This window comes from Candidatus Nitrosotalea okcheonensis (genome assembly GCF_900177045.1).
GTDB lineage: Archaea > Thermoproteota > Nitrososphaeria > Nitrososphaerales > Nitrosopumilaceae > Nitrosotalea > Nitrosotalea okcheonensis.
On sequence record NZ_LT841358.1, the window covers coordinates 249,169 to 269,385 of the forward strand.

Sequence of the window (20,217 nt, forward strand, 5' to 3'; positions counted from 1 at the left end):
GTTTTTTGATCGAAGTTTTTCGTTTTCAAAACATGCTGTAAGATCTTTTACCTTTCCAGTCATGGTAGTTATGTAATTGGTTATATATGGTACCACTTTATAACCTATTTAAATGCCGCAAACAAAACCTATTGTCGACATCGTAAATGTGGTTGCCTCTGCTTCCGTGGACCAAAAAATTGATCTTGTGGCAATTACAAAAGAATTTCCGGACGTTGAATACCACCCTGAACAATTTCCAGGCCTTGTCTTTAGATTAAAGTCTCCAAAAACTGCGACACTTATCTTTAGCTCGGGCAAAATGGTCTGTACTGGCTCAAAATCAGAAGAGGCGGCAGTAAATGCTGTAAATACAGTAGTGCAAAGACTTCGAAAAGGCAAGATAAAAATAAAAAAGAATCCCGAGATTACCATTCAGAATATTGTAGCTTCTGTTAGTCTTGGTGGTAAGGTTCACTTGGAAAAGGCCGCACGAAGTCTTCCAAGAAGTATGTATGAACCAGAACAGTTTCCTGGATTGATACACAGGATGCTTGATCCGCGCTCAGTGGTTCTAATCTTTGCATCTGGAAAACTAGTGTGTACCGGAACAAAGAAAGAGGCCGAAGTTTACCGTGCAGTCCACAATCTTCACACATTACTAGAAGAAAAGAAACTCATGGAATACGAGTAATCGTAAAACCACTCTCTAAATTTTTATAAATAATATCATACTCTTGTGTTTATGATCTATTTTTTTGCATCATGCTTCCGCCAAATGATATTGCAAGATTGATTCCAAGTGAAATCACTGCTATGTATATTGGACCAAATGTTGTTTTTAGTAACGATGATGTCAATGGACCAAAATTATTTGCCATTTCTACCATGAGTATGCCTGATGATATCCCAGCAAGTAGACCTATTATCAGGGGTGTCTTTTTGAGCATCTTTGTGTGTAGTCCAAAAAAGACTGCAGGTAAAATTTGGACTATGAGTATTCCTCCAAGCAACTGAAGCGATATTGCATAAGTTGCTGGAACAGAAAATACAAACCCTAAAGCTATGAATTTGAAAACAGTTGATGAAATTTTTGTAATTTTAATTTCTGACTTGTCTGAGAGACTAGGCTTTACTTCCTTGATTATATTTCTAGTCAGGAGATTTGCTTGGGCCATGGCCATGATTGCTGCAGGTACAAGACCTCCTATGAAAATTCCAAGCAGGGCAACACCTGAGAACCAACTTGGAAGAGAGTACAGGATAAGTGAGGGGACTACAAGTATCCCACGTGAACTCTCGGGAAATCCTGACAAAAACTTCATTGCGTCTGGAACTGCATAAACCAGTATTCCCATCAGTGCAAGCACTGCCAGTCCAATTCCATAGAGCGGTAATAATGCAGTACTTTTGCGAAGCTTTTGAGCACTTTGGGCACTAAGTACTCCGCTTATTGCATGTGGGTAGAGATAGAGTGCAAGTGCACTGCCAAGAATGAGGGTAGCATATGCTGGAACAAGATTTTCTGGTAGTGTGACATAACTGCTGTTTGCTGCCTTGAATGCATTTCCAAAACCTCCTATGCTGATTGGTACTACCACTATGACTACAATTACTGTTATCCATACCAGTATGTCTTTGAATATTGCAGTAAGGGTTGCACCGCGCAAACCACTTGTGTATGTAAAGGCTGCTAGAATTACAAAAGCAATGAGAAGCGATATCTCTTGAACCATTTGAGAATTGGCATATCCTGCAAGCATTACAGTGAGCACTGATTGCATTCCAACTATCTGGAGTGCGATATATGGCAATTCTGCAACAATTCCGGTAACCGCAATCATGATTGCAAGTGTTTTGCTATTGAATCGATCCTTGACAAAATCTGATGCCGTGATGTATCCCTTTTCTCTTGCAAGTGTCCAGAGCTTGGGCATTGCAACTAGAGCCACTGCAAAAGTTAACATGACATAGGGAATTGCAAAAAAGTATAGCGCCCCTTTTGCAAATACTCCAGACGGAATTGCCACAAAACTGTATGCAGTGTACAAATCCGCACCTATGAGGAAAAATACCAAGGTTGTTCCAAGATTTCTTCCTGCAAGCGACCACTCGTGAACATGATTCAGGTCTCCTCTTCTCCAATACTTGCCATAAAATCCTAGTCCAATGAATATGATAAACAGTGAAACAAATACAATGATAATATCTGAGCTTATCATGATTTGTTCTCCACTATCTTGGCATACATGAAATAAAATCCGGTACATGCTACAAGCCAAAATGTTTGAAACCAGTAGAAAAACGGTAGTCCAAATAACTCTGGTGAATCCATGTTGTATATGGGCACTCCCAAGTTCACAAACGACGGTATCAAAATAAGCAAGGCAAGTATGACGTACCTAGTTTTGGAATGCATATCCATCTTGAACTGGGCCGTAAAAATATAAGCATTCAGAATTCTTCTAATATGACAGTCACTATATTCTACCGTGGAAGATGAGCCATCAGAATCATTTTGTCATGATGTTGTAAAAAATCATGATTATTCTAAACTAGAAAGGCCTGTCTATGTCATTCAGGAGCATCATGCCTCAAAACTACACTGGGACCTGAGGTTTGAGATGAATGGCACCTTGAAAAGCTGGGCATTGCCAAAAGAGCCTCCTCAAAAAATTGGCGAAAAACGCTTGGCAATATCAGTTGATGATCATCCTGTAGGATATGCATTATTTGAGGGTCAAATTCCAGCGGGAAACTATGGGGCGGGTCTGGTCAAAATTTGGGACGGGGGGACATTTGAAATTGTGGAAAACAGTGACAGGAAAATAGTTGTGAATATACATGGCTCCAGGCTACAGGGAAAATACTGCCTTGTACATTTTGAGGCTGAAGAAAAGAACTGGCTGTTTTTTAAGATGAAGTATGATTCTAGGTAGGTTTTTCTTTTTTTCCTATTGCCATCAAAAACATGGTCTCCTTGTTTTCTGCATGCGGAGAAAAGAAATTGATTACCAAATCATCATAGAATGTCAGTCCTGTCGCACCAAGACCCAGTGCATATGATGCAAGATACATCTTGCCTCCTGTTATTGCTGCATCAAGCTGGGCAACTCTGTAACCGCGATTTCCAAAATGCCTCAAAATCTTATCAAGGTTTGAGAGGAGAAAAATTGTAACACTTGCATCATGTGGTAGGTCTTGATCCAACCCTAAATTACCTGATGCATGTCTGAAATTACCTTTGCGCAATTGTTCCAAGGAGTTTTTTTCTTTAACAAAATAATATGAGCCAGACTCTAGTCCATCTACCGCGTTTGCAATGATGTAGATGTCTGATAGTGAACCCTGGCTTGTAAAGTCTGTATTTGTTTTAGATGTTGTCTGATTGAGTATGGTTGACAACTGATCAAGTGTTATGGGCTCTGGTGAAAACTTTCTTGTAGAACCACGCCTGATTATTGTTTTCTCTAGGGGTTCTTGAACTGCAATGTTTTTTCCAAGCGGAATGAGTTTGGCCGAATATTTTTCCTCCGATGTGATTTGGCGCCTCCATGATGTCACTTCTGCCTCAGTTAAAAGGCAGGATGACTCGTGAATGGCATTAATCTCTGGATATTCTATATCATAGTCTGACGAGGCTACATCCATATTGATTTCTTGCAAGGGTGGGCATGTCGGTGCTTCCTGTACCGTCTGCCCTATGGATACGATTACGATAGGTGCTTCCTCAGTAATATTCAATCCTAGCAACTGGCAGATCTTGGAGTCTACAAAACCTGTGATTATCTTTGAGTAAATCTTGTGGGCAGATGTGATGGCAAGTGTATTTGCAAGTATTGTTCCACTGTCCCAAAACGCATGCCTGTATTCACGTGATTGATATTTTATGGAATTTCTAGAAAAGACATCCGTGAAAACCAGAATTGCTGTAGCTTGGCTTGTGGATTGTTCCTCTGCAGTAGCACTTGATATGAATTTTCTAAAATCTCCTAGGCGTATTGTATCCAATTTCATGTGTTTTGGATCAAAGTGGTATACTCCTGCACCCAGTCCTGGGATGTCATTGCAGATGATGTAAATTTCAATGTGGTACAGTGCACCAGTACAAGAGGCTGCACGAAAATCCATCTCTCCGAGTCCTTGGAATTTTATTTTTTTTGTAATGCCTGATGAAAAATAGAGAATCCTTCCAAGTACCCACAGATCTAAAATGGTATGACTGTAGTTATTTTCTCTGGATATTGCAACAAGTGCAGAAATCCCTACTGGGGTTTTATCTAATGGAATGTTAACTTGTGATATGTTCTTGTAAATTTTGTAAGGTACTGGTCTGTGAGAAGGGTGGTATACATGAAACCTGTTGAGTAGCATCCCGTTTGGGTGTTTTGTGCCGTTGTGATAGTGCCAGGCTGCCTCGATTTCATAATTTTGCACAGATACCATCTATGGAATTGATCTTGTAAAAGTATCGTAACTGTGACAAGCAGAAGATTATTAGTGGTTGATTTTTTTAAATATGCTGTAAATGATAGAAAACGAAGACGTACTGGTGAAATTATCGGAGACACAGAATCTGTCCTGTACCACACATGTTGAAGAAAAATCATACCCTGTTCAAAAAATATCTATTGCCAAGTCTACAATTCCTGTGAGAAGGCCAACTACTAGGGGAGGTGTGTATTTTACAGATACTGTGGCCTATAAAATCAAAGCACTCACACAAGACATGTCAATCTCAGCAGAGATTCCAAAACTTATGCTAGGCCCAAATGCCGACTTTAAGCCAATACTGGTTAAAACTAGGTTAATAATTGATGGCGCGGAACGCCAAATAATACTCACGGTGCATCTCACTAATGCCGTAAGCACGACGGATCATATGGAATTAAACCTAATAGTTGACAAGGTGGATCTGAAATAACTTTGTCTTACATGCTTACTATATTATACTGGCAAATCGTGATAAATACATGAAAATTTCAATTGCAATAATTTTGAGTTTGTCTGTGCTTGCAGGAATTGGACAAAGCTTTGCACAAGTAGAGTCGCCTGGATTTACAAATGCTATCAGTATTAGTTCTGTCTCTGGTAATTCTGCGTTGCCACACTTGCTGGTTTCAAGTGATGGCATTTTTACAATCTGGACTGAAACAGAGTCTGGAAAGTCTAATGTCTTATTTTCAAAGAGTACTGATGGTGGGTATACGTTTGACAATCCGATAAATCTATCTTCGACCACCACGGGACAGTCAAGCTATCCGCAATTTGTAGAAAAAAACAATCATGTTTACGTGACATGGCAGTCATCTTTGTCTGGTACTTCGACTATATTGATGGCAAGAAGCCTTGATGGCGGCGTTAGTTTTGAAAAACCAATTCAACTAAGCGACGGGTCACAACTCTCGGCATTTCCACAAATTGCAATGTCTGGGAACAATGTCTATTCTTCTTGGATTGAAAAATCTGCAGACAACTCTACTAATATAATATTTGCAAAAAGCAATGATCAAGGAAATTCATTTGGCGCACCTCTACATGTGACACACAATATGGGAAATTCTGGAATTCCAAAACTGTCTGCAGATGGAAATGATGTCTATCTGACATGGGAGGATAACAGCAAGGGGGACTATGAGGTGTTTCTAAGCAAGAGTAGCGACTCGGGGGCTTCATTTCATGTACCAATTGACATAAGCACAACCACCGGACAATCAGGAACGCCTGAAGTTATTTCATCTGGAAATAACGTGTATGCTGTATGGATGGACAACACCTCGGGAAATTACGACATATTTTTTACAAAAAGCTCTGATGGTGGAGCAACATTTGAAAAACCTGTTGACATTAGTAATCTCAAGGGGGATTCAGGATATCCACAGTTTGCTGTATGGAAAAATAATATCTATGTAACGTGGACCCAGACCATGTCTGGCATAAACTATGATGTCTTTTTTGCAAAGAGTAGTAACAATGGTGATACCTTTGATCAGCCGATAAATCTAAGCAACAATCTGGGCCCATCTGGATGGCCACAGATTGTATCTGATGGAAACATCTATGTGAGCTGGGTCGACAGCTCATTTGGAAAATTTGACATCTTGATTACAAAAAGCTCTGATGGGGGTACAACATTTGAAAGCCCAACAAACCTGAGCCATTCTAAAAGCGAGTCATACGAAAGTCAAATGGCAGCACTGAACAACACCGTATACATGGTATGGCAGGAGGAGGAAGGACAGAGTGGAAACCATACCATTGTCTTCTCAAAGAGCACCACATTTGTTCCAGAGTTTGGTCCGCTTGCATCAATTGTACTAGTTGTATCTATAACTTCCATAATTGCAATATCATTTCGATCTAACTTGCGCTTGAATACCGGCTGAAGTCAGTAACCATTTCTGTGATTCATCTAGTACACCTTTTTGTCAGAAACAACTATTTGTCGAAATACTCTATACTGGATAGTCCACACGAAATAATTTTTGGGAATCACCTAAAATATTTTGTCACAGAATGACCTGAAAAATATTTTTATCAAAACCTATCTCTGGCATTGTAAATGAAATATTTTTTGCGGTTTATCTCATTTCCAAAAGCTCAACAAGGCCGCATTTTGTGTTCTTTGTATTAAGATCTACAAATGCAATGCGACGCTCATCAAAACCTCTCACGGGATTTACGAGAATGGTTGCACCTTTTTTTGCAAATGACTCTAGTTCTACCTCAATATCTTTTACCTCAAAGCACAAGTGGTGTATTCCGCCTCCCGACCTTGCAAACTCGCTAATTGCCGAGTCTGGGGATGCAGGTTCTATTAGCTCCAAGAATGGATCGCCTATCTTTAAGAGGCAAATGTTGACTTTCTGGCTACCGACTGGCATTATTGTGCTTGTGGTCTCAAAATTAAGATAGTTCTTGAGTTCGCCAATGGATTGCTTTATGTTACCAACTACGATGCCAATATGGTGCAATTTCACAAAAATTGTGGTATTGCACATGTACTATAATCTAATGGATGACATGTTAATCTTATATTGATACTGGATTCAAGTAGTACCAATGCTGGAAAAACTAGTCAAGGAATCAAGGGCACTTGAGAAAGCAATTGCTGGAGAAGATCTAACATATGATGACGGAATTGAGCTAATGTCATATGACAATCTATACATGCTTGGTGCAGCAGCAGACCTGATTAGGCAAAAAAAGGTTGGGCAACAAGTAACATTTGCAGCATCATATTATCTGAATTACACAAATGTCTGCGCAGCAAGCTGTCAAATGTGTGCATTTTACAGAAAGGGAAACGAATCTGATGCATACGCATTATCTGCAAAAGATATTGAGGGTCGTGTTGCAATGGCAAAAAACTTGGGTGCAACAGAGGTTCACATTGTTGGAGGTTTTCATCCAGATCTTCCACTTGAATATTACGAAGAAATGTTCAAAACAATAAAAACCAGTCATCCTCAAATGCATATCAAGGCACTTACTGCAGCAGAAATATTTTTCCTAGCACGCTTGACAAAAAATTCCGTAAAAGAAGTACTGACTAGACTAAAGACAGCTGGCTTGGATACCATGCCAGGAGGTGGTGCAGAACTATTTCACCCTGACATACGAAACAAAATAGTTCGTGGCAAGTGCTCTGGTCAAGAGTGGCTTGATACAATAGAGCAGGCTCATAATCTTGGAATAAAGAGCAATGTGACTATGCTCTTTGGACATATTGAAAAACCTGAACACATTATTGATCATCTTGTAAAAATTAGGGAGGTCCAAAAGAGGACCAAGGGATTTCTTACATTGATACCGCTCAAGTTCAGTCTTGACAATACAGAGCTTGAAAAGAAGGGGCTGGTGACCTCGGAGAGTTCATCGACATATGATCTTCGGGTTACTGCAGTGTCAAGGCTTATGCTTGCAAATCAACTTGACAACATTTCTGTATACTGGGTTGCGCTGGGAAAAAAGCTTGCTCAGGTTGCACTCACATATGGCGGAAATGACTTGGTTGGTACTGCTTTTTCTGAGGAGATTTATCGCGCAGCAGGCAAGGGAACAAACTCTTCAATAATCGAGCTAGCAAACATGATAAAAGAAATTGGACGAGAACCAGTCCAGAGAGACACATTTTTTAACATTTTAAAAAAATTCTAGAAACCTGACACAACACTGAAAATAATTGACGGTTTTCTGATGTGTGCGTAATTCTACTCTTGAATGGATGCTCTACAGTATTTGACATGTATCGCGGTTTTAAATCTCTGCAGGTTTTTGTGTAACTGGTTTTCCATCTCCTCCTTTTTTCCTGCGCTTTAAACCAATACTTATCAGCACGATGAAAAAACCTATGCCGCCAATCATTGCTGCAATGTTTTCCAGTCCTGCATTTACTATCTCCGCCTGGTTCAATGCATCTATCTCGTCTTGCGACATGCCTGTCTTGCCAGTTGGAACATTCTCATTTAGATATCCGTAAACTGAAAAGCCTGTTACAAGCATTGCAATGCCTAGTACAAAGACACGTTTGTCCACTAGAATAATCTGAGACTAGAGGTAAATAATCTAAGCTATCCGAAGCTCAAATTCTGGAACCAGACTCTTTTCTATTCCAAACTGGAACAGGTTTCTTATTGCCTGCTCTCCAAGAATACCCATCTCTATTGTTACATCATTGACGTACATTCGAACAAACTTGTCAATTGTCTCCTTTGCCTGTCCTCTCCCATATTGCATCGCGTAATCTAGTGCATCACTTGGCCTTGCCATTCCGTATATGATTGACTCGCGAAAAAATGCGTCAAACTTTCTGATGACATCAATTCCAAAATGATTGCTCATGACATTTACTCCAAGTGGAACTGGCAAGCCTCCCGTGCTGTCCCTCCACCAAGAACCTACATCCAGTAGTTTTACCAAATTCTTTTGATCATATGTGATCTGCCCTTCATGTATTACCAAGCCTGCATCCACCTTGCCGCTTGCCACTGCGTCTGGAATGTCACTGAACTTCATTTCTATATAGTCAAACTTGCCAATCATGAGCTCTAAAAGAAGGAATGCAGAGGTAAGCTTTCCAGGGATTGCTATCTTTGATCTTTGCAATTTTTCTACATCCATGTCTTGCTTTGCAACTACGATTGGACCATATCCCTTTCCAAAACTGCCCCCGCTTCGCAATATGGTATAATCATCAAGGTATGCACAAGCATGGACAGAGACTGCTGTTACATCAAGCTCATGCTTTAGGGAACGCTTGTTGAGGGTCTCAATATCTTCCACAACATGTTTTACATTGAAAAAGGGTGAGGTAACCTTACCGCTTAACATTCCATAGAACATGAACGCATCGTCTGCATCAGGTGTGTGACCTATTGTAATATCCACGATTAATGATTTTTGTGTCTATTATAAAAATCAAGTTTGTGGGATCATTTCAATTGGCATTGATCATCATCTGTTTTTGATCTAGCTCTTGTCTGCAAATTATTATGTCTGTTTGAAATAAAAACAGATGTTTGCTTGTGCAAATGCAAAAAATCATGACATGCTAGTTCTTCCATGATCCATTGATTTTTTTTATAATTCTTCTAAACGTTTAATAGCGGCTGGAAAAGGATTTAGCTAAACCATGAAATTCAAGGCAACAGATCAAATTCTAAGTATTATTGGTAACAAGAAAAATATTAGAAACTTTGGAGTCATAGCTCACGTAGACCATGGAAAGACAACCATGAGTGACAGCCTTTTAGCTTCTAGTGGAATTATCAGCCCATCTGTTGCAGGCCAGGCTTTGGCACTTGATTCAATGAAACTTGAACAAGACAGACAGATGACAATTGTCCAGGCAAACGTTACATTGCTTTACGAACAAGCAGGCCAGGAATACGTCATTAACATGATTGATACTCCTGGACACATTGACTTTACTGGCAGAGTAACTCGAAGTCTTAGGGCAATAGATGGCGCAGTAGTTGTATCTGATTCGGTAGAAGGTATCATGACACAGACTGAAACCGTGACTCGTCAGGCATTAGAAGAGAGAGTAAAACCTGTTCTTTACATTAACAAGATTGACCGTCTCATAAAGGAACTAAGACTGCCTCCGGAGAAGATGCAAGAGTGGCTGCTTGAGATCATAACCAACTTTAACAGGCTAATCGATATTTATGCAGAACCAGAGTACAAGGAAAAATGGAAGGTAAGCATACAGGATGGAAGTGTGTCATTTGGTTCTGCAAAGGACAAGTGGGGATTTAATGCAGATGTGATGAAAAAGAAAGGAATCTCATTCAAGGATATTTACGAAGCATACTCTGAAGGCGGCGATGTCAAGAAACTCGCAGAGAAAGCCCCGTTGTATGATGCAGTACTTGGAATGGTTGTAAAGCACCACCCGTCACCTGATGTTGCACAAAAATACAGAATTCCAAAAATCTGGAAGGGTGACTTGGACTCTGATATTGGGAAAGCACTCATGAACTGTGATGATAATGGTCCTGCTGTAATGATGATTGTAAACATGACTGTAGACCCCGCTGCAGGCCCTGTGGCAATTGGACGTTTATTCTCTGGCAAAATAAAAGATGGTGACCGCATACATTTGATTGACTCAAAACGAGAGGGCCGAGTCCAGTCTGTCAACTTTTTCATGGGTAACCAAAGAGAGATGGTAGGCGAACTTGCTGCAGGAAACATCCCTGCGCTTCTTGGATTGGAACATGCAAGAGCAGGTCAAACACTGTCTTCCGTGGCAGGCATTCCTGCATTTGAGGGAATTCATTATGTATCAGAACCTGTGGTGCAAATTGCAGTAGAGCCAAAACATCCTAAAGATTTACCAAAATTAGTTGAGGCATTAAATCGTATTACAATTGAAGACCCTAACTTGGTTGTAAAAATAAATGAGGAATCCGGTGAAACTGTAATTGCGGGCATGGGTGTGTTGCACCTTGAAATTGCCACTGCACTTATTGCTGATGCCAAGGTAGAGATTGTAACATCTCAGCCATTGATAAATTATCGTGAAACAATTCGAAGCAGTGCGGGACCAATCATGTCCAAGTCACCTAACAGACATAACAAAATATTCATGAAGGTTGAACCACTGGATGAAAAAATTGCTGAAATGATACGAAATGGAACACTAAATGAGTACAAGGACAAGAAAGAAGTTGCTACGATACTAAAGGCGGCGGGCTGGGACGGCGATGAGGCAAAACGTGTCATGAGATTTGATATCAGAGGTAATGTCATGGTCGACGGAACCAAGGGTGTCCAGTTTGTGGGAGAATCAACTGACTCTATCTTGTCAGGCTTTGAAGACTCTGTAAAAGAGGGCCCACTTGCAAGAGAGCAGGTGAGAGGTTGCAAGTTTACATTCCATCATTTTGTTCCACACGAAGATCCAGCTCACAGGGGCTTGTCACAATTGGGACCAGCCTCTCGAAGGGCATGTACAGGTGTCATGCTTTTGTCACAACCGGTATTGCTAGAACCAATGCTTGGAATTGAAGTACGTGTACCGCAGGAAATGATTGGCAACGTTGCAGGTGTAATATCTGGTAAGAGAGGCAAGGTACTAAACATGGAACAAAAAGGTGTCATACATATCATATCTGGTGAGCTTCCGGCATCTGAGACATTTGACTTGTCTGAGATAATGAGAGGACAGACTGCAGGACGCGCCATGTGGAATACACACTTTAAGGCATGGACTCCAGTTCCAAACTCAATCCTAACCAAAGTAATTGCTGACATTAGAAAGAGAAAGGGACTTGCACCCGAAGTGCCAACTCCAGACGAATACGTCGACAGCGAGTAAAAATGGTTTACCCCCAAATTACGCTTGGGGACATGCTATTGTCGTAATCTTTTAGATTGGGAATTACTAGGTTTATTCGATGAGAAAATTTTCAGAACCTGAAGCATCATTTCATTTTGATAATATTCCGGCAGTTCTAAACGGAAAAACTAGCAACATGATCAATTTTTGGAAATGGGCTTATTCTGATCTTTCTCAGAACGTTACAAGAGGTATGTTAGGTCAATACATTGTAGCGTGGTCGCTTGGAGTTGACGACATACCTGATGATCGATGGGCTTCTTTTGATCTGAGCATAAATGATAAAAGAATAGAAGTAAAAACCACATCATATCTTCAAGCATGGAAACGAAAAAAGATCAATCCACAGTTTACTATTCATAAAACGCATAGTTATTCGAGAGAATCAGGCTACTCCAAAGAATCTGACTTTCAGGCAGATGTCTATGTTCTATGTTATTTTTTTGAAAGGGACGAAAAAATAGCAGATACGACAAATCTTAACCAATGGAAATTTTGGGTATTATCAAGAAACACAATTGAAGAATTATTCCGAAATAGAAGAGCCATAACAACGTCAAGATTGGAAAAAGAATTCAATTCTGTCGTAGCAGACGATCTGAAAAAAACAATTCTTTCATGTGAAAATTGACTCTAAAAGGTAAGAAAAACCGCTATAACGTCAAACTCCTTCGAGGGATGGCGTATCAATTAATCTAAGAGACAATAGAATCATTCTCAAAAATGGGCAACATGAATCACTGCGACCAAAAATTGAAACAAAATATCTGGGGCATTTTCGGACTGATTTGTGAATAATCTCTAATTGGTCTAGCCGTGCAATTGTTGTGTTATCTCTATTCTACGTAGTATCTTTGAGTAAAGATATCATGTTATTGCAGAACATATGTCTGAAAGTACATGTGAATTGTATTGTCCCATCTGTGTTCTAATACTGGTACGAGGAATGACTTTGCAAATTACATTTGGCATGATATAATCTGCCATTGCGTAGATTCCAATTAAGAGGCATCCGATCAAAATTATAAGTCCAAACGGTATCTGCATTAAATTATTCTACCTAGTGTTGTCATATAAGAGTCATTTTATATTTTCTTAAATATGTCCAGTTTTCACAATATCGCTTTGTATAAATTCACAAGTTTTGTCTTGTGTACTGGATGTGACTAAAATGTACATGCGATCATCGAACATCATATCTTTTTCACTGGCAATATTCAACTTTCATCATTGATGGTATGATTTAACTAGGAACCAGCATATCACAAATTATGGGGCAGAAATCATCCGGAATAGAAAGATTTCTTGCTCCATCTATAAACAAGATAGAAGAAGAATTAAAGTCAATTCATGCTGAGATTAATACTGTAAAAACAAGAATTGATGAGACTGATAATAAACTGGAAAAATTAGAAGAAGAACGTAAACGCCTCGCAACTAGAATGGACAAGACAGACGATGGAATGACAACTGAATCCAAAGTCTTGTTTGACAGTGTAAATGAGATGGGCAAACAAAACAGGGACGAAATTGACATCCTAAAACGCGCCATTGATATTGCACAAAGAAGACTAGTCGTTCTTGAGGCTAACATGAAAGAACTTGGCAAGTGATTTGTTTTTATCTAGTTCTCACTATGGAATGTCTAGAAAATATGATATCATTGTACTCTACTTTATCGATAATTCATCCATGAATGGAAATGTGAGGTATGGCTGACATCGCCTCAAAATGTTTAATATATCAGTCCTAATCCTGTAGGCTCTGATCTTTCACACCTTGACAGTTTTATCTATGTCCAGTCTTGCCGATTGAATCCTGTCATGGATACGTTGTCATGTATCGTAAAACTTAGAATCAAGTAAAACAATGTTCTGGCATGGATGTAAAACAAAAAAGTCTCAAATGCAAAGAATGCGGAATGCAATTTGATGACCCTGTACGGTTAGAGAGACACTTTCATGCAGCACATCCAAGCAAACATGATGGTTTCAGGCAGAAAATGTACTGGGAATAGATATACGTCAACTCTTTTAACAAAAGGAATAACTGATGCCAAGATTGCTAACATCCAGTCATAACCATATGCGACAGTGATGCTAAATGATTCTTAAAAATGACCATCTTGACGTTTAAAAATTAGAATTCAATTTAAATAATGGATTTTTTCCATGATAATCATTGGACAAAGAGACGACAATTCTAAAAATCGACGAAATAATAAAAACACTATCTGAATCAAAAAAACCATTGACGATTTTAACACCTGATGAGGTGAAATCTATTCAAGATGTAGACAAGGAAGATCACTCCAAGCTTGCAGATAGGCTAGAAGATTTGGTTGTCTTGCTAAGAGATGATCCTGATAATAAGAGAAAGATACGGGATACGCGCCAGATAGCTTTTGATGAATTTGGCCACGTAGGTCCTGTATGGGATGTCTTAAAATCGGTAGAAGCCTTATTCTAGAATCATATTCACAAAATCTACCAATAACTGAAACCTAATTCTAGACAGTATGTTGTGGTATTGCTGGGTAATTGTCACAACCAGAGTCTGAGAAAATCCATAATTCTTTATAGGTAATTTTAAATTATAATTTTAATGAGAATACCAACAGGACTAGTTGTCATTTCAACACTGTTTTTTTTGACCATGAACTCTGTTCATGCTCAAGTTGATCCGGGCAACGATCCTGCCATGTGGAGCTATGTTGATCCTACACAATTCGGAATAATACTTGTTGCATTAGTTGTGGTCGGCGGCGGGTTTACAATATATTTTCGCAGAAAACCTGCCCCAAAAGGTGACAATGCCTAGGTTTTAGGTTTTGTAATTTTTTTGGCACGTAATTTTTCAAGCCCTGGAATCATCATTGTGATGATGGCAATAAATCCAAAAATAACTGCTGCCCATCCAGCAATGTAGGATTTGTAAGTATGCATGACAAGAAATGATGCTACGGAAAGACTAAACGTGATTAATGATATGGCAAAAAATGACTTTATCAATTCATGATATCTTGACTGGACTAGTGATTTAGCAATTTCTATTGGTATGGTAAAAATAATACCATTCTAGCAAACAATTTATCAGGTATGGCATGATATCAAGTCTACCACTGGGACTCGACGGGATGATGTTAGTATGGCAATCCTTTGACCGATTGAGGTAGTGGTCAATCTTTTTTAGTCTAGTATGAAATGTATACTTGTTGAACTTTTTTGGTAATAAAAAAGAAGAATTTTGTGCAGTTTGCAAAAAGAGAACCGCTCGGACTAGCAAGCCAAAGAAAGAGTGGAATGTCAAAGGACAGGTGTGCGCAAACTGTTACGTGGATTTGATGAAAAAACCGGTGAGTAAAAAAACCAATAGCGATGACAAGTGTATTGCATGTGGAGACGAGCCAGGGGGACTAAATCTGTGGAGGCCAAAAAAAGAATGGGAATTAAAGGGATGGCTGTGTGAACCTTGTTTTAATGAATGGGAAAAGTCAGACAATGAATTGAAAAAAAATTGTGTTGTATGTAATACAAAACTTGGTTTTATGCCACGCCGTGCAAAAAAAGAATGGAATCTCAAAGGCTATCTGTGCAAAAACTGTTGGAACCTTCAAGAGTCAAAAACCTAGAAAACTAACATTCCTGCAACTTGACTACTCTGGAGGGTTTTGAACAAATACGTTGCAAACAAGTATGTCTGTCTTTGAGTCTCTGTACTGAACATTACATGTCACAAATTTGCCTTTCAGGGCGCGTTCTAGATCATAAATGGTTTTTTCCTCATATTGAGGATTTGTAGGATCATCGACTTTGGCAATCATTATTCTTTCGATATTGCCATATTCTTCCTTGTTGTCTTTACGAAAGTGTGTTACAGACATTTGAAAAGTGTTTCCTGATAAACAGACAATTACTGGCCCACCTATTCCGTCTCCCATGTCTTGTATGGTTTTTGCACATCGTAATTAACCATGTCATTCCAGTATCATATGTTACAAGAAACAGTCAAACATGTTTTTCAAATAATTATGCATGTTAATCATTTCATCATGTATTGTATGTATCTCTAAGTAATTTATTATCAAGATCTTTATGACGTAGAACTAGAAAATAAAGCCATGAGTAAAACTGAAATGCTAAGCGAGAGGGCAAACAAACCGGAGACAAAAGAAGTCTATGCAGTATATCGACAGAATCTAAGTCGTTACTTTGATGAAGTCGAGAAAAACATAACACAATACATTGAGGCAATTTCTCACCTGCAACAAGAGTTTACATCGACATGCAAAAATGTAATGGATAATACAATTGCATTTCATCAGGATGTGATGACAAAGAGCGGTCTTGGTGCCAATCTTCCACAATCCTATCTGAAATCAATCAATGATGTAACAGACGAATTTGTAAAAACAAGTTCTTTGCAGAACAAGGCGGTAATAACTGCAATAGATGCAACAAGACAGAACATCAAGACATTCAATGATAACTTGAAGGCGTTTACAAGCATGGATATGAGCGTAATCCAATCATGGTTCTCATCTTGGAAACCTACACGAAATCCATAGATCCCTTTTTTATTTTTGTATATGGCATATTTGTAAAATGATTTGTATTTCTTTGAAGAACCTTTGACGATTAATTATTTTAGTATGATTTCCCACTCGTGTTTGCAGTCTTCACACAGGAAATAATAATGCATTCCGTCGCTTTTCTCAATTGGGTCCATGTATTGACCGGTATTCTTTGACATGCATTCAAGACATTCATACTCTTTCATTTTTTATTTGTGATGTTCTGCATAAAATTAATGCTTCTGAACATTTTTCTGCCTACTGATTTCAATCTAGTTCATGGCGCAAATTTTTAGAATCATCTCGGGTCATTTTTATAGTTCATGGGAAGATTCTATTTTATGATATATTGTGTCAATTCTAGGTGTAGGGCAAGGATTGCTCGGGGTGTGGCATGTAACAAATGCGGCCTTGACAACTCACGCGAAGCAGGAAGGATTGGACTTGAAATTCTTGAAGACAGGGGAGTTGAGGAACTCGATGAGTTTATGCTCATCCATTTTCCTGATGAGAACAAGCGAAAAAAGCTCAGACATGTCATGCTACAAATAAACTATAATGAGAATAGGGCAAAACAATATGATGCATCAAACCGTCATAAAAGATGATGACATAAAAGATCATTCAAACCAACTCGATTACTAAAATTTGTGTCAGAAACAATGTTTATACTAGATCCAATACAAAGAAGAGACATGGAACCTAATCAAATAGATGGACTGAAAAAGAAACTAAAAAAGAACAACGACGACGCACTAGATTTTGTGCAAAAACTAGAATCTACATTAACCGACTTTGAAAAAACTGGAGACTTGTCAAGCAGCTACTCTGAGATTAAAAAAGCAGTGCTTGCATACAAGGACAAGATAATAAGTCAAGTCTAGTAAACATTACATCTGGATTTTCAAACATTGTAAATTGCCTGGTATTGTTTGAAACATTTCTTGTGACTGTACTTTGAAGAATCACTATCTAACTTACACGATGTCATTATTTTAAAAATACAACGTTATGCTTTTGTTAATTTTTCTCTCGGATCTCTATATGTATGCCCTCGACAGTGGAGCGAAGACTCTGGTAGGGATAGTGATCGGTGAAATATTTAGAAATGTCATCATCAAATGTAGCAACAAGTTGTGTGGAATTGTACATGTCGACAATCTGTCTTCCTCTGTTAAAGTCTACCATGTAATGTGGATCCGCCACTAGGACAACTTTTGTTGTGTTGATGGGCTCGAAGAGTATCTGGGAGTAATCTAGCGGAACATTATTCTTGTGAAACACATTGCTGAATATCCATGTATAAGTGGGGCTTGCAAGAATGGTGGTGTCATTACCAATTGACTGGTTTACAACAAAAGATGTTGCAGAATATTCTGCACTTGTCATATCTGTAGATATGAGTTGCACAAGGCCTATCATGCCAAAGGCACAGATCCCTAAAACAAACACAATCATACCATCTTTGGAAATTTTTCTCTTAGGTATCTTTTCAAATGACTTTGTAATCAACACTCCAGCAGCAATACACATCACAGGTATTACTGGAATCCAATAAAAATACTGGTTATAGCCTATGAAATACAGAAAAACTACAAACGGGGCAAACCATCCTAGTATCAGATAATCTCTCCTGATTACTGCAAAGCCAATGCCTGCAATTCCTAATCCAAATAAAACGGGATCCATGTCTGCAAATTCTTTTGATATTACATTCAGATCAGCACCTCCAACCCTATGAGTCTGAAAATAAAATACATCATGCATCCAATAGTTAAAGTGTCCAGCCTCTATGCTTTGAACTGGCCACAAGGAGGGAATCAAAATTACGGGTATAATCCACAATGCAAGTAACTTGAAACGTTTGGTATTGCTGAAAAAAATAATACCTCCAACCAAGGGAATTGTAGTAAAGGCGGGAATTTTCGTAAATACTGCCAGTCCGAGACATATGCCAGATAACAAAACTAGCCCGGTGATATGTTTGGAATTTTTAGATTGGAGTGCAGTCCATATTGATAGCAAAAGAAAAGGCAGCAAGATTGAATCAAGCAATATTCTGCGAAAGATCCATGATATTGGCATCACCGAAAATAATGCTGCAGAAACCAATGCTACCTTTTGTCCGTAGTGTTTGCCCGCTATCTTGTATATGAGAAACGTATCTGCAACCGCAAGTAGTCCCATTATGATTCTTGGTATTGTATACAGGATGGCAATGGAGTTGGTATCACCTGAGGAATGCAGAGAGCTGGGATATCCTATGAAACCAAGTATTACTGCAAGAAATGTTTGTCCAAAAAATGGATGATCATAAAACGATCCTTCTTGGGGGCCTAAGCCATTTAGTACATGCATTGCCCTGTGCATGTATATCCCCTCATCAAAGAAAATATCTGGAAAGCCATCTACATTCCAAAGATGCGTGAAAACAGAAACTATCAGTATGGATATTATCAAAAGGCGGTACTTGTTTACAAATTCAAGTCTTGCATTCAATATGTTGTGACATTTTTCTAATGCATTAAACTTATTCTAGTTTGTACTGTCTTGTACGGGTTTATGTTCTAGAAGAAAGATTCATTTTTCAAATCATGTTGATGTTGAACATATCATGTGGATAAAAACTCTTCAAACTGAATCATTATGCCCACTTGATATCCTGTAGATGAACCATGACTGATATCAATCAACTGGTATAGTTTTATCTGGTTTTTCCTAATCTTGTGGCTTGGTAAGTCGTCTCAATAGCATGTGTTGTTTGCACTCTAGGATATCGTATTGAGGGTCATATTTGGTACAAAAACCTACAAGACAGAATTTTGAGGCATCATAAAATGATGGATATAATTTATTAATAGATTTAAAGCGGAGGAATCGATGAAAATGTCAAAACCATTTGGCGTACTATTTGGTCTTTTGGCTCTAGTTGCTATCTTAGGTGTAGCACCAGCATTTGGACAAACAGCAAATGAAATTGATATGGTAAAGGGCGCAGGCGCTTCCGCATCAGCGGCTTGTGTCACTGCAAATAATTGCTTTTCTCCAAATCCTCTGAATGTTACACCGGGAACAACAGTAACTTGGAAAAATACTGATACTGTAAGTCATTATGTGACAAGCGGTAAACCGTCCGATGAAACAACTGGAACTGTGTTTGATAGCGGTAATTTGATCAAACCAGGCAGTACATTCCAATTTACTTTTGCAAATGCAGGCACATATGATTACTTTTGCACTGTTCATCCATGGATGACAGGTCAGGTAATTGTAGGAGCAGCTAGTACCACACCAAGTACTACAACGTCGAATATGACAACAACTATGTCTAACATGACAACAACACCAGCTGCAAACACTACAACTACAACAACACCAGCTGCAACAACACCAACTACAACAACACCAGCTGCAAACACTACAACTACAACAACACCATCTGCAACAACACCAGCTGCAAACACTACAACTACAACAACACCATCTGCAACAACAACACCATCTGCAACAACACCAGAAACACCACAATATTCTGCCAGCCCGACTACTGTCAGCCCATCACCTGGACCAACTGGTGATGAAGTAGCTGCATGGGTTGCTGGAATTGTAATATTTGGAATTGTAAGTGGTATAGGAATCTGGACTGCAGTACGACGTAGATAAGATCTGGGTCTAATAACTCGATCATTCCTTTTCATTTTTATTTTGACTCTAAAGCAATACTTGTTACCGTCTCAAGGGTATCTTGGTGTAAGGTATGAACAGAACCTGGAAATAAAATAATTGAACTAACAGAACAACTCTCCAAATATGTTCA

General features: G+C 38.9%; 26 protein-coding genes. 15 read left to right on the top strand and 11 right to left on the bottom strand.

The features are described 5' to 3' along the window. Nucleotides 1-112: 112 nt before the first annotated feature. Nucleotides 113-673, top strand: coding sequence for a TATA-box-binding protein (locus tag BQ3481_RS01565; protein ID WP_101009891.1), 561 nt, complete (start codon nucleotides 113-115; stop codon nucleotides 671-673). 49 nt (nucleotides 674-722) lie between these two features. Here BQ3481_RS01565 and BQ3481_RS01570 read toward each other — a convergent pair whose 3' ends face one another. Next, the gene (locus BQ3481_RS01570) at nucleotides 723-2,201 is read right to left on the bottom strand and encodes a sodium:solute symporter family protein (protein ID WP_157926660.1); all 1,479 of its coding nucleotides are present in this window, start codon (nucleotides 2,199-2,201) and stop codon (nucleotides 723-725) included. Continuing rightward, nucleotides 2,198-2,398 carry a DUF3311 domain-containing protein gene (locus tag BQ3481_RS01575; RefSeq protein WP_231911825.1) on the bottom strand — a complete coding sequence of 67 codons (201 nt, stop codon included), beginning with the start codon at nucleotides 2,396-2,398 and terminating at the stop codon, nucleotides 2,198-2,200. The genes BQ3481_RS01570 and BQ3481_RS01575 overlap by 4 nt, the downstream gene beginning before the upstream one ends. A gap of 73 nt (nucleotides 2,399-2,471) precedes the next feature. On the opposite strand from BQ3481_RS01575, the gene BQ3481_RS01580 reads away from it, so the two are divergent. Then, nucleotides 2,472-2,918, top strand: a complete 447-nt coding sequence (locus tag BQ3481_RS01580) for a DNA polymerase ligase N-terminal domain-containing protein (protein ID WP_157926662.1) — start codon at nucleotides 2,472-2,474, stop codon at nucleotides 2,916-2,918. Here BQ3481_RS01580 and BQ3481_RS01585 read toward each other — a convergent pair. Then, the gene (locus BQ3481_RS01585; protein WP_231911826.1) at nucleotides 2,911-4,416 is read right to left on the bottom strand and encodes a SagB/ThcOx family dehydrogenase; all 1,506 of its coding nucleotides are present in this window, start codon (nucleotides 4,414-4,416) and stop codon (nucleotides 2,911-2,913) included. The genes BQ3481_RS01580 and BQ3481_RS01585 overlap by 8 nt on opposite strands. 91 nt (nucleotides 4,417-4,507) lie before the next feature. Here BQ3481_RS01585 and BQ3481_RS01590 point away from each other — a divergent pair, with 91 nt between their 5' ends. Together BQ3481_RS01590 and BQ3481_RS01595 are read left to right on the top strand one after the other, a co-directional pair. Then, nucleotides 4,508-4,903, top strand: a complete 396-nt coding sequence (locus BQ3481_RS01590) for a hypothetical protein (protein ID WP_157926664.1) — start codon at nucleotides 4,508-4,510, stop codon at nucleotides 4,901-4,903. A 49-nt stretch (nucleotides 4,904-4,952) separates the two neighbouring features. Further along, the gene (locus tag BQ3481_RS01595; RefSeq protein WP_157926665.1) at nucleotides 4,953-6,365 is read left to right on the top strand and encodes a PEFG-CTERM sorting domain-containing protein; all 1,413 of its coding nucleotides are present in this window, start codon (nucleotides 4,953-4,955) and stop codon (nucleotides 6,363-6,365) included. Between the two features lie 195 nt (nucleotides 6,366-6,560). On the opposite strand, the gene BQ3481_RS01600 is transcribed toward BQ3481_RS01595, so the two are convergent. Continuing rightward, entirely contained in the window at nucleotides 6,561-6,959 is a 399-nt protein-coding gene (locus tag BQ3481_RS01600) for a VOC family protein (protein WP_157926666.1), read from the bottom strand. A gap of 82 nt (nucleotides 6,960-7,041) precedes the next feature. Here BQ3481_RS01600 and BQ3481_RS01605 point away from each other — a divergent pair, with 82 nt between their 5' ends. Further along, entirely contained in the window at nucleotides 7,042-8,139 is a 1,098-nt protein-coding gene (locus tag BQ3481_RS01605) for a radical SAM protein (RefSeq protein ID WP_157926667.1), read from the top strand. A gap of 99 nt (nucleotides 8,140-8,238) precedes the next feature. Here the strand turns inward: BQ3481_RS01605 and BQ3481_RS01610 are convergent, their stop codons facing one another. Both BQ3481_RS01610 and BQ3481_RS01615 read right to left on the bottom strand, forming a co-directional pair. Then, the gene (locus BQ3481_RS01610) at nucleotides 8,239-8,517 is read right to left on the bottom strand and encodes a hypothetical protein (RefSeq protein WP_157926668.1); all 279 of its coding nucleotides are present in this window, start codon (nucleotides 8,515-8,517) and stop codon (nucleotides 8,239-8,241) included. Nucleotides 8,518-8,547: 30 nt separating this feature from the next. Next, nucleotides 8,548-9,369, bottom strand: a complete 822-nt coding sequence (locus BQ3481_RS01615) for a menaquinone biosynthesis family protein (RefSeq protein ID WP_157926669.1) — start codon at nucleotides 9,367-9,369, stop codon at nucleotides 8,548-8,550. Nucleotides 9,370-9,613: 244 nt separating this feature from the next. Here BQ3481_RS01615 and BQ3481_RS01620 point away from each other — a divergent pair, with 244 nt between their 5' ends. Together BQ3481_RS01620 and BQ3481_RS01625 are read left to right on the top strand one after the other, a co-directional pair. Beyond that, nucleotides 9,614-11,806, top strand: coding sequence for an elongation factor EF-2 (locus BQ3481_RS01620; protein ID WP_157926670.1), 2,193 nt, complete (start codon nucleotides 9,614-9,616; stop codon nucleotides 11,804-11,806). Between the two features lie 79 nt (nucleotides 11,807-11,885). After that, complete coding sequence (locus BQ3481_RS01625) at nucleotides 11,886-12,458, top strand: hypothetical protein (protein WP_157926671.1); 573 nt, start codon at nucleotides 11,886-11,888, stop codon at nucleotides 12,456-12,458. 236 nt (nucleotides 12,459-12,694) lie between these two features. Here the strand turns inward: BQ3481_RS01625 and BQ3481_RS11700 are convergent, their stop codons facing one another. Continuing rightward, nucleotides 12,695-12,874, bottom strand: a complete 180-nt coding sequence (locus tag BQ3481_RS11700; protein ID WP_162287724.1) for a hypothetical protein — start codon at nucleotides 12,872-12,874, stop codon at nucleotides 12,695-12,697. Between the two features lie 224 nt (nucleotides 12,875-13,098). Here BQ3481_RS11700 and BQ3481_RS01630 point away from each other — a divergent pair, with 224 nt between their 5' ends. From BQ3481_RS01630 to BQ3481_RS01640, 3 genes are all read left to right on the top strand, one after another. Next, on the top strand, nucleotides 13,099-13,440 hold the full coding sequence (locus BQ3481_RS01630; protein ID WP_157926672.1) for a coiled-coil domain-containing protein: 342 nt from the start codon (nucleotides 13,099-13,101) through the stop codon (nucleotides 13,438-13,440). A gap of 568 nt (nucleotides 13,441-14,008) precedes the next feature. Then, the gene (locus BQ3481_RS01635) at nucleotides 14,009-14,296 is read left to right on the top strand and encodes a hypothetical protein (protein ID WP_157926673.1); all 288 of its coding nucleotides are present in this window, start codon (nucleotides 14,009-14,011) and stop codon (nucleotides 14,294-14,296) included. 135 nt (nucleotides 14,297-14,431) lie between these two features. Continuing rightward, nucleotides 14,432-14,647, top strand: a complete 216-nt coding sequence (locus tag BQ3481_RS01640; RefSeq protein WP_157926674.1) for a hypothetical protein — start codon at nucleotides 14,432-14,434, stop codon at nucleotides 14,645-14,647. Here BQ3481_RS01640 and BQ3481_RS01645 read toward each other — a convergent pair. Beyond that, entirely contained in the window at nucleotides 14,644-14,838 is a 195-nt protein-coding gene (locus BQ3481_RS01645) for a hypothetical protein (RefSeq protein ID WP_157926675.1), read from the bottom strand. The two genes, BQ3481_RS01640 and BQ3481_RS01645, sit on opposite strands and share 4 nt — an antisense overlap. Nucleotides 14,839-15,041: 203 nt before the next feature. Here BQ3481_RS01645 and BQ3481_RS01650 point away from each other — a divergent pair, with 203 nt between their 5' ends. After that, nucleotides 15,042-15,458, top strand: coding sequence for a hypothetical protein (locus tag BQ3481_RS01650; RefSeq protein ID WP_157926676.1), 417 nt, complete (start codon nucleotides 15,042-15,044; stop codon nucleotides 15,456-15,458). Nucleotides 15,459-15,482: 24 nt separating this feature from the next. Here the strand turns inward: BQ3481_RS01650 and BQ3481_RS01655 are convergent, their stop codons facing one another. Further along, entirely contained in the window at nucleotides 15,483-15,767 is a 285-nt protein-coding gene (locus tag BQ3481_RS01655) for a hypothetical protein (protein ID WP_157926677.1), read from the bottom strand. 180 nt (nucleotides 15,768-15,947) lie between these two features. Between BQ3481_RS01655 and BQ3481_RS01660 the strand changes: the two genes are divergently transcribed. Further along, nucleotides 15,948-16,394 carry a hypothetical protein gene (locus BQ3481_RS01660; RefSeq protein ID WP_157926678.1) on the top strand — a complete coding sequence of 149 codons (447 nt, stop codon included), beginning with the start codon at nucleotides 15,948-15,950 and terminating at the stop codon, nucleotides 16,392-16,394. 74 nt (nucleotides 16,395-16,468) lie between these two features. Here the strand turns inward: BQ3481_RS01660 and BQ3481_RS11540 are convergent, their stop codons facing one another. Continuing rightward, entirely contained in the window at nucleotides 16,469-16,606 is a 138-nt protein-coding gene (locus tag BQ3481_RS11540; protein ID WP_162287725.1) for a hypothetical protein, read from the bottom strand. A gap of 183 nt (nucleotides 16,607-16,789) precedes the next feature. On the opposite strand from BQ3481_RS11540, the gene BQ3481_RS01665 reads away from it, so the two are divergent. Next, nucleotides 16,790-17,008, top strand: coding sequence for a hypothetical protein (locus BQ3481_RS01665; RefSeq protein WP_157926679.1), 219 nt, complete (start codon nucleotides 16,790-16,792; stop codon nucleotides 17,006-17,008). An 87-nt stretch (nucleotides 17,009-17,095) separates the two neighbouring features. Next, entirely contained in the window at nucleotides 17,096-17,284 is a 189-nt protein-coding gene (locus BQ3481_RS01670) for a hypothetical protein (protein WP_157926680.1), read from the top strand. A 136-nt stretch (nucleotides 17,285-17,420) separates the two neighbouring features. On the opposite strand, the gene BQ3481_RS01675 is transcribed toward BQ3481_RS01670, so the two are convergent. Next, nucleotides 17,421-18,899: an ArnT family glycosyltransferase gene (locus BQ3481_RS01675; protein ID WP_157926681.1), complete on the bottom strand. Its 1,479-nt coding sequence runs from the start codon at nucleotides 18,897-18,899 to the stop codon at nucleotides 17,421-17,423. 387 nt (nucleotides 18,900-19,286) lie between these two features. Between BQ3481_RS01675 and BQ3481_RS11650 the strand changes: the two genes are divergently transcribed. Next, nucleotides 19,287-20,063 carry a cupredoxin domain-containing protein gene (locus BQ3481_RS11650; protein ID WP_231911827.1) on the top strand — a complete coding sequence of 259 codons (777 nt, stop codon included), beginning with the start codon at nucleotides 19,287-19,289 and terminating at the stop codon, nucleotides 20,061-20,063. Nucleotides 20,064-20,217 lie beyond the last annotated feature (154 nt).

Excerpts from the sequence above, each read along its gene's own strand:
- BQ3481_RS01575 (WP_231911825.1), bottom strand. The coding sequence starts at position 2,398 with ATGCATTCCAAAACTAGGTACGTCATACTTGCCTTGCTTATTTTGATA.
- BQ3481_RS01605 (WP_157926667.1), top strand. The coding sequence starts at position 7,042 with ATGCTGGAAAAACTAGTCAAGGAATCAAGGGCACTTGAGAAAGCAATT.
- BQ3481_RS01590 (WP_157926664.1), top strand. The coding sequence starts at position 4,508 with ATGATAGAAAACGAAGACGTACTGGTGAAATTATCGGAGACACAGAAT.
- BQ3481_RS01655 (WP_157926677.1), bottom strand. The coding sequence starts at position 15,767 with ATGGGAGACGGAATAGGTGGGCCAGTAATTGTCTGTTTATCAGGAAAC.
- BQ3481_RS01620 (WP_157926670.1), top strand. The coding sequence starts at position 9,614 with ATGAAATTCAAGGCAACAGATCAAATTCTAAGTATTATTGGTAACAAG.
- BQ3481_RS01625 (WP_157926671.1), top strand. The coding sequence starts at position 11,886 with ATGAGAAAATTTTCAGAACCTGAAGCATCATTTCATTTTGATAATATT.
- BQ3481_RS11650 (WP_231911827.1), top strand. The coding sequence starts at position 19,287 with ATGTCAAAACCATTTGGCGTACTATTTGGTCTTTTGGCTCTAGTTGCT.
- BQ3481_RS01660 (WP_157926678.1), top strand. The coding sequence starts at position 15,948 with ATGAGTAAAACTGAAATGCTAAGCGAGAGGGCAAACAAACCGGAGACA.
- BQ3481_RS01570 (WP_157926660.1), bottom strand. The coding sequence starts at position 2,201 with ATGATAAGCTCAGATATTATCATTGTATTTGTTTCACTGTTTATCATA.
- BQ3481_RS01630 (WP_157926672.1), top strand. The coding sequence starts at position 13,099 with ATGGGGCAGAAATCATCCGGAATAGAAAGATTTCTTGCTCCATCTATA.
- BQ3481_RS01595 (WP_157926665.1), top strand. The coding sequence starts at position 4,953 with ATGAAAATTTCAATTGCAATAATTTTGAGTTTGTCTGTGCTTGCAGGA.
- BQ3481_RS11700 (WP_162287724.1), bottom strand. The coding sequence starts at position 12,874 with ATGCAGATACCGTTTGGACTTATAATTTTGATCGGATGCCTCTTAATT.
- BQ3481_RS11540 (WP_162287725.1), bottom strand. The coding sequence starts at position 16,606 with ATGAAAGAGTATGAATGTCTTGAATGCATGTCAAAGAATACCGGTCAA.
- BQ3481_RS01565 (WP_101009891.1), top strand. The coding sequence starts at position 113 with ATGCCGCAAACAAAACCTATTGTCGACATCGTAAATGTGGTTGCCTCT.
- BQ3481_RS01640 (WP_157926674.1), top strand. The coding sequence starts at position 14,432 with ATGAGAATACCAACAGGACTAGTTGTCATTTCAACACTGTTTTTTTTG.
- BQ3481_RS01670 (WP_157926680.1), top strand. The coding sequence starts at position 17,096 with ATGGAACCTAATCAAATAGATGGACTGAAAAAGAAACTAAAAAAGAAC.